The sequence below is a fragment of the Lentzea indica genome, assembly GCF_012184385.1.
Classification (GTDB): domain Bacteria; phylum Actinomycetota; class Actinomycetes; order Mycobacteriales; family Pseudonocardiaceae; genus Lentzea; species Lentzea indica.
This window is the reverse complement of record NZ_VSRL01000392.1, coordinates 1-5,657: the sequence shown is the minus strand read 5'-3', so window position 1 is coordinate 5,657 and position 5,657 is coordinate 1. Positions and strand designations below refer to the sequence as shown.

Sequence of the window (5,657 nt, the reverse complement as noted above, 5' to 3'; positions counted from 1 at the left end):
CGCGACCGGCCGCGAGGCTCCGCGGGTCGAACTCGGCCAGCCCGAACGGGTCGGTGGATCCCGCGCCATCAGCGGGCCGACCTGCTGGATGCCGCGCATCGACCGGCTTGAGCGGGTAGCGCAACGTCGTGGGCGTGTTGCGGGGCAACCGCTCCACCAGGAACCGCGGCCGCGCGCCCAGGGCGTACGGCACGGTGTCCTCCAGCATCAGCCCGCCCGTCGGCAACCGGCCGGTGCTGCGCAGGTCCAGCTTCACCTCGGACGCCGCCCCGACCGGCACGCGGCTCGGCGCGAGGAACCGGGCGGCGTGCAACCCCACCCGAGCCCTCGTCGCGAGCCACGCGGCCAGCAGGGGCAGCGCGATCACGAAGGCCGCGACCCTCAGCAGGTCGCGTTCGTTCAGGACCGCGGCGCACACTCCGGCGGCGAACCCCGCGGCCAGCAAGCATCTTCCGCGTGTGGTCAGACCGGAGAGTGCGGTGCGCATCGTTAGCGTGGCGTCCCTGCGTTGTTGTGGTTCATGCTGCGGACGAACGCCGCGCTCGGGTCGAGTGCCGCCGTCGGCACCGGCACCCGCTGCGGCAGCGCCCTGATCAGCTCGGCGGGCGACCGCCGGGCGGCCTGCGCCTCGGCGGTCATCACGAGCCGGTGTGCGAGCACGGGGATCGCGATCGCGTGGATGTCGTCCGGCACCACGAAGTCACGGCCCGCCAGCGCGGCTTGTGCCCGTGCGGCGCGCACGAGGTGCAGTGTGGACCGTGGCGACGCACCCAGCCGCAGCTCCGGCAGACGGCGCGTGGCCGACACCAGCTCGACGGCGTACCGGCGCACCTCTGGGGAGAGGTGCCACCCGGCGCACGGCCTCGATCAGCCGCAGCACCTGTGCCGCGTCCGAGACGGGCCGCAGGTCGTCGAGCGGGTTGTGGCCGGCGTGCTCGTCGACATCGCGAGCTCGGCCGCCGGGTCCGGGTAGCCGATCGACACGCGGGCGGTGAACCTGTCGCGCTGCGCCTCCGGCAGGGCGTAGGTGCCCTCCATCTCGATCGGGTTCTGCGTGGCGATCACCATGAACGGCGAACCCAGTGGGTAGGTGTTCGCGTCGACGGTGACCTGGTGCTCCTCCATGCATTCCAGCATCGCTGACTGCGTCTTGGGGGAGGCGCGGTTGATCTCGTCGCCGACCACGATGTTCGCGAAGATCGGTCCCGGCCGGAACTCGAAGTCGTTCTCCTGCCGGTTGTAGATGGACGAGCCGGTGATGTCGCTGGGCAACAGGTCCGGCGTGAACTGCACGCGGCTCACGGTGCAGTCGATGGATCGGGCAAGCGCTTTCGCCAGCGAAGTCTTGCCGACGCCAGGCACGTCCTCCACGAGCAGGTGCCCCTCGGCGAGCAGCGTCACCAGGGCGAGACGGACCACGTCGGGTTTGCCGACGAGCACCCGTTCGACGTTGGCGGCGATCCGCTGGACGGCGCCGTGCAACTCTCCCAGGATCTGATCGACCGGCGCGTGAGTGTTCGCGCTTGGGCTTCCCGGTGTCACTAAACCTCCAGCAGCCGTGTCCGGAACACGGACGTGTGAGCGTTTCACGCAGTGTGTCAAACCACGGCTAAGTGCCGTTAGCTACCGGCTACGTCCGCACCAGTTTCCACCTTCCGTTACCTGAGACGTGAGCGAACGTCGGCCCGCTCCGCTCGGTAGCCGTCACCTTGCGGTGTGGCGTTGGCCCGGCCGTGGCCGGGTCTTCCCGTGGCAGTACCCGCTGCCCACACGGCGTGGGTCTGACGTGGGTTTCCATCGGGCTTGTTTACTGTCCCGGCGCAACTCGCCGCGGACGTGCTGCCCGCCGCCTCGCCGACGAGCGCGACGAGGTTGCGGGCGGCATTGAGGTCGCGATCGAGCACGAGCCCGCACTCGTCGCAGTTGTACACCCGGACACGCAGCGGCAGTTTGGCTTTCACCGCACCGCAGTCCGAGCAGGTCTTCGAGGACGGGTACCAGCGGTCGGCGATGACCAGCCGTGCGGCGCCCCAGACGGACTTGTAACAGATCTGCCGCCTCAGCTCGCGCATACCGACATCGGCGACGTGCCGGGCCAGGCACCGGTTGCGCAGCATGCCGGACACATTGAGGTCTTCCAGCACGATCGTGCCGAACTCGCGGACCAGGCGGGTGGTGAGCTTGTGCAGCCCGTCCCGGCGCGTGTTCGCGACCCGTGCGTGCAGTCGCGCGATGCGGCCTTGTGTCTTGCGCCATCGGTTCGAAGGTGTCCGGGCCGTGTGCCTGTTGGGGCCGGTGCGGCGGGCCGCCTGACGCCGCAGGCGGCGCAACTCGCGCAGTGCCCCATCGAGGAGCCTCGGGTTGGGGATGACCTCACCGGTCGAGAGTGCCACGAGGGCTTTCACCCCCAGATCTACTCCGACCACTTTGCCGGGACGTGCGGGTGCAGGGTCGGTACGGGTGATCTCCACCGAGAACGAACAGAACCAGCGTCCGGACCGGTGGGACACGGTGGCGGACCGGATGCGGGCCGTGCCGCGCTCGACGTGCCGGGCGAGCTTGCGGGTGGACTCGTGGGTGCGCACCGTGCCGATGCGGGGTAGCTTCACGTGCCGGCGATCGTCGGTGATGCCGAACGCGCCGGTGGTGAACCGGCAGGACAACCCGGTCCGCTTCCCCTTGAACCGAGGGAACCGGACCTGAGGACCGCGCCGCGTGCCGTTGCTGGAGTCTCGCCAGTTCGTCAACGCCGTAGCGAGGTTGGCCAGACCCGACGAGTACGCCTCCTTGGAGTTCTCTCCCACCACGGCGCCACTTCCGACTTGGCCTGATTCCAGCCGCTGCGCAGGCTGTACGCCGACCACGACACCGGAGGCGTGAGCTGATCGGTGGGGATGCCGTAAGACTTCTCGGCGGCGCGCTGATCGAGATTCGCCCTGATCCGTGACAATCCCCAGTTGAAGGCGTACCGCTGCCCGCCACAATGCGACCGCAGGGCTGCTTGCTGTCCCGCGGTTGGGTCGAGCGCGAACCGGTATGCCTGGATCACCGTGACCATCTCGCCGCCACGGTAGCGGGCGACACCGACAGTCTTGGCCGGTCGCCCACCGAGCCCCATGTCCGTCTGCCTTCACTCACGTCACCCCGACCGTCACCAGCTCTACACCTGCGGGCAGCGCCGGGTTCGCTCCACCACTTCCACCGTCCCCCACCACGCCGTCCCAACCCCATGTTTTGGCCGAAATTTCTAGGCCGTTCGAGTGGTGAATCGGGCCCGAACACTCACCCGCGAAGGTGGTGGATGACCTCGCGCCCCACCGTCCCCCCACGCGTCCCCACTTCGTCTACCTGGGAAAACGTGTCACGAGTTGGGGTGTAAACACCTGTTTCAGCGTTGACTGTGGTGAAAAGTGGGGTACTGTGGCGGCCGGTGGGGCAGACGGGGGCCCCGCTGCCGGTCCGTCGTCCGGCCAGGGAGGTGGTGCCGTGTTCCTCGGCACTCACTACCCGCGCCTGGACGACAAGGGTCGGCTGACACTGCCTGCGAAGTTCCGGGACGAACTGGCGGGAGGTCTCATGGTCACCAAGGGCCAGGACCACTGCCTGTACGTGTTTCCGCGAGCGGAGTTCGAGCAGATGGCGAGGAAGGTCGCCGAGGCGCCGTTCACCAACGACGCCGTACGCGCCTACCAGCGGTATCTGTTCGCAGGTACGGACGAGCAGCGTCCGGACGGTCAGGGCCGCGTTCTGATCGCACCGGAACTGCGCCGGTATGCCGGGCTGACCAAGGAGTGCGTGGTCGTCGGCGCGTTCACCAGGTTGGAGATCTGGGACGCGGCGGCCTGGCAGACCTATCTCGAAGAGCACGAGGACGGCTACGCCGAGGCTCGCGAGGAGGTCATACCGGGCGTCTTCTGATGGCGGTCAGCCGAGCAACAGGCCGGATGTTCACACGCGATTCGGGTGCCGTGAGGCCTCGGTCCGCTCGACTATCGGCCCTGGCGCACCTTCCCCGGCGCCAGGTTCGACGGGCGGGCGGGGACCTGACGTCACCCGAACGCGCATCAGGGGAGTCGAGGGACGATGGATCAGCCGCGGCACGTTCCGGTGCTGCTGGACCGCGTCCTGGAACTCTTCGCTCCAGCGCTCTCCGGCAAGCCCGCTGTCGTCGTCGACACGACGCTCGGCATGGGCGGCCACTCCGACGCGCTGTTGAGCGCCCACCCCGAGCTGACGCTCATCGGGCTCGACCGCGATCCGCAGGCCATCGAGATGGCAGGCAAACGCCTGGCGCGCCACGGTGATCGCGTTCATCTCGTCAACGTCACCTACGACCACATCGACGAAGCCGTGGAGGACCTCGGCTACTCGCATGTGGACGGTGTGCTGATGGACCTCGGCGTGTCCTCGTTGCAGCTGGACGAGGAGGAGCGCGGGTTCGCGTACTCGAAGGACGCTCCGCTCGACATGCGGATGTCCAAGGGCACCGGCATGACGGCGGCGGACGTGCTCAACACGTACTCGCACGGCGATCTCGCACGGATCCTCTCCACGTACGGCGAGGAGCGGTTCGCGGGCAAGATCGCCTCGGCGGTGCTCAGGGAGCGCGAGAAGGAGCCGTTCACCAACTCGGGCAGGCTCGTCGAGCTGCTGTACGCGGTGGTGCCGGCGGCTTCGCGGCGCACCGGCGGGCATCCGGCCAAGCGCACGTTCCAGGCGTTGCGGATCGAGGTCAACGGCGAGCTGGAGTCGTTGCGGCTGGCTCTTCCCGCCGCTCTGGGCGTGCTGGGCATCGGCGGGCGGATCGTCGTCGAGTCGTACCAGTCCCTGGAGGACCGGATGGTGAAGCAGGCGTTCGCGGAGCTGGCGAGGTCGAAGACGCCGCAGGGCCTGCCGGTCGAGCTGCCGGGCCACGGGCCCGAGATCAAGTTGCTCACGAAGGGCGCGGAGGTCGCGTCGGAGCAGGAAATCGAGGACAACCCGCGCGCGGCGCCGGTGCGGCTGCGGGCGGCGGAGCGGATCGGAGAGCCGAGATGACGGCACCCGCACGGGTCGGTGGGCCGTCGCCTCGCGACCCTTCCCCGAGGAAGAAGACGGCGGACAAGAGCGAGCAGCACGACAAGGCCCGCCGGCGGTCCGCCGGTGCCGAACGTGCTTACGCCCGCCGGGCCCAGCGCGCCCAGAACCTGCGCAACGGCACCGCCGTGCCGCAGCAGAAGGCCGTGTCGAAGGCTCCGTTCGTCGTGCTGGTGATGCTCGTGCTGGGTGCGGGCGTCGCCGGGATCATGTACTTCTCCACCCAGGCCGCCGCCGACACCTACCGTCTGCAGGAGGCGAAGGCCGAAGCGGAGAAGCTGACGTTGCGGATGGAGCAGCTGCGCCGCGAGGTGGCGTTGCTCGAGTCGCCGACCGACCTCGCCCGCCGGGCCACCGAGATGGGCCTGGTCGAGCCGTCGAACCCCGCCCGGCTGCGGCAGAACCCGGACGGTTCGATCGAGGAGTTCGGCAAGCCCAGCGCGCCGACCAAGTCGACGCCTCCGCCACCGCCGTCCCCTGAGACGCCCGCGCCGCCTGCCGGCCAGCAGCCGCCCGCCGGCAACCAGCAGCAGGGCCAGACGCCTCCGGCGGGTGCTGATGCCCGGTCCGCAGCAGAGGGG

General features: G+C 69.3%; 5 protein-coding genes and 2 pseudogenes. 3 read left to right on the top strand and 4 right to left on the bottom strand.

Annotated elements, in window-relative coordinates; all coding sequences use genetic code 11:
- The 4 genes and pseudogenes from FXN61_RS46730 to FXN61_RS56835 all read right to left on the bottom strand — a co-directional run.
- Positions 1-487 (bottom strand): annotated as a pseudogene (locus FXN61_RS46730) (DUF58 domain-containing protein); the annotation flags it as partial.
- Positions 488-489: 2 nt separating this feature from the next.
- Positions 490-1,542, bottom strand: a pseudogene (locus FXN61_RS46725) (AAA family ATPase).
- Between the two features lie 116 nt (positions 1,543-1,658).
- Positions 1,659-2,807, bottom strand: a complete 1,149-nt coding sequence (tnpB, locus tag FXN61_RS46720; RefSeq protein WP_223165885.1) for an IS607 family element RNA-guided endonuclease TnpB — start codon at positions 2,805-2,807, stop codon at positions 1,659-1,661.
- Positions 2,744-3,058 (bottom strand): helix-turn-helix domain-containing protein, encoded by a 315-nt coding sequence (locus tag FXN61_RS56835; protein ID WP_223165884.1) that lies wholly within the window; start codon positions 3,056-3,058, stop codon positions 2,744-2,746. The genes tnpB and FXN61_RS56835 overlap by 64 nt, the downstream gene beginning before the upstream one ends.
- A gap of 428 nt (positions 3,059-3,486) precedes the next feature.
- On the opposite strand from FXN61_RS56835, the gene mraZ reads away from it, so the two are divergent.
- The 3 genes from mraZ to ftsL form a co-directional block, all read left to right on the top strand.
- Positions 3,487-3,918, top strand: coding sequence for a division/cell wall cluster transcriptional repressor MraZ (gene mraZ / locus FXN61_RS46715; RefSeq protein WP_089950590.1), 432 nt, complete (start codon positions 3,487-3,489; stop codon positions 3,916-3,918).
- Between the two features lie 165 nt (positions 3,919-4,083).
- Positions 4,084-5,037 carry a 16S rRNA (cytosine(1402)-N(4))-methyltransferase RsmH gene (gene rsmH, locus FXN61_RS46710; protein ID WP_167980231.1) on the top strand — a complete coding sequence of 318 codons (954 nt, stop codon included), beginning with the start codon at positions 4,084-4,086 and terminating at the stop codon, positions 5,035-5,037.
- The coding region (gene ftsL, locus FXN61_RS46705) for a cell division protein FtsL (RefSeq protein WP_167980230.1) at positions 5,034-5,657 on the top strand (624 nt) is incomplete at its 3' end. The genes rsmH and ftsL, both read left to right, overlap by 4 nt.